This is a genomic window from Micromonospora phytophila (assembly GCF_023656545.1).
GTDB lineage: Bacteria > Actinomycetota > Actinomycetes > Mycobacteriales > Micromonosporaceae > Micromonospora > Micromonospora phytophila.
In genome coordinates this window covers 1-1320 of sequence record NZ_JAMOKF010000605.1, presented here as the reverse complement: position 1 = coordinate 1320, position 1320 = coordinate 1, and the positions used below count along the sequence as shown (strand labels likewise).

Annotated in this window: 3 protein-coding genes; 1 reads left to right on the top strand and 2 read right to left on the bottom strand. The window is 73.6% G+C overall.

Annotated features, from left to right (window positions below; all coding sequences use genetic code 11):
- Together NCC78_RS31695 and NCC78_RS31690 are read right to left on the bottom strand one after the other, a co-directional pair.
- Positions 1 to 322, bottom strand: a 322-nt coding sequence (locus NCC78_RS31695; protein WP_250799125.1) for a hypothetical protein, incomplete at its 3' end; no start/stop codon positions are given.
- 1 nt (position 323) lies between these two features.
- On the bottom strand, positions 324 to 716 hold the full coding sequence (locus NCC78_RS31690; RefSeq protein ID WP_250799124.1) for a hypothetical protein: 393 nt from the start codon (positions 714 to 716) through the stop codon (positions 324 to 326).
- Positions 717 to 785: 69 nt separating this feature from the next.
- Here NCC78_RS31690 and NCC78_RS31685 point away from each other — a divergent pair.
- Positions 786 to 1320 (top strand): hypothetical protein (locus NCC78_RS31685; protein ID WP_250799123.1); only part of this gene is annotated, 535 nt, incomplete at its 3' end.

Genomic DNA, 1320 nt, shown 5'->3' with positions numbered 1-1320 from the left:
CGAGCAGCCGTCGGGCGTCCGCCACCGGCATGACCGTTCCGAGGTGGCGCACCACGATGCTCAACAGCCCGCGCAGCGACCGCCCGGTGTCGGCCGGATCCTCGACGTCCGGCCGGTCGAGCAGGGCCAGCGCGAGGTGCCGCCGGTCGTCGACGGGCAGCGCGTCGAGGACGTCGGTCACCGCGCGGCCGTCGTAGCCCCAGTGGCCGCCGTTGAGCCGGGCGACCTCGACCAGCTCGTCGACGAGCGCCGCACTGTCACCGGCGGCGGCGTGCGCGCGCACCGCCGCCACCCGCTCCGGGTAGTGGGAGGTGACGGTCATGTCAGCCCCCGACCAGCGGGACCAGCTTGAGGAAGCAGACCTCGGTGCCCACCCGCAGCTCGACCTCGGTGTCCAGCTGGTCGACCTGCCGGTCGTCTACGAGCACCACGAACCCGTTGCGCCCGAACGCCGCCACTGCCCGGGTGAACTGCTCCTCGGCGTCGACCCGGCGCGGCGCGTCGGGCCGCCGGCCGTTGAGGGTCGCCTCGGTGTCACCCGGCTGGACCAGGCCGCGGAACACCGCGGGTCGCCGGGCGTTGTGCTCGGCCACCTCCTGGAAGACGCGGCGGCGGATCAGCTCCCGCAGCGGGAGCCGCTCTTCGAAGATCTCCAGATGCCACCCGTCGCCACGCGCGCCGGACGTCGTCTCGTCGACGAACCTCACCATCACCATGACGACGCACTCTAGGCAGCCCCACCGACAAACGTCCGTTTGTCGGTGGGAGCGGCTAACCTGCCGGCCGTGAGCGACGCGTACACCGTCTACTGGCCGCGGGACCGCTGCCGCCGGCTCGCCGCGGTCGTGACCACCGGCCGGGCGCTGGAGGTGCTGTTCGGCGGGCCGCACCTGTCCGAGCCCAGCTTTCGCCGGGCACAGGTCACGGCGGGCGATCTCGTCTACCCGATCACGGTCGACCGGCAGGTCCTGTACGTACTGGGGCGGATGCGGGTCACGGACATCGTCACCCCCGGCGCCGAGGGGATCGGTCACTGGTTCGACCGGTTTCCACTGTGGCGCTGGCTCGCGTCCTTCTGCACCACGGAGGTGGTCCTCGGCACGGAGGGCATCCCGCTGCGGTTGGACGCCGCGCTGCCGGGCGACGTGCTGCGGCGACTGACCTACCGGTCGCGGCGGGGCAGCCGGACGGTCGCGCACGTCAGCGACGACGGCCGGCTCGTCCACAGCCTCGGCGTACAGGGCATCTACCGGCTCGCCCCGCCGTGCGCCGCCGACCTCGACGCCGTGCTGGCGCGGCCGCGGGCCACCCCGGTGGCCC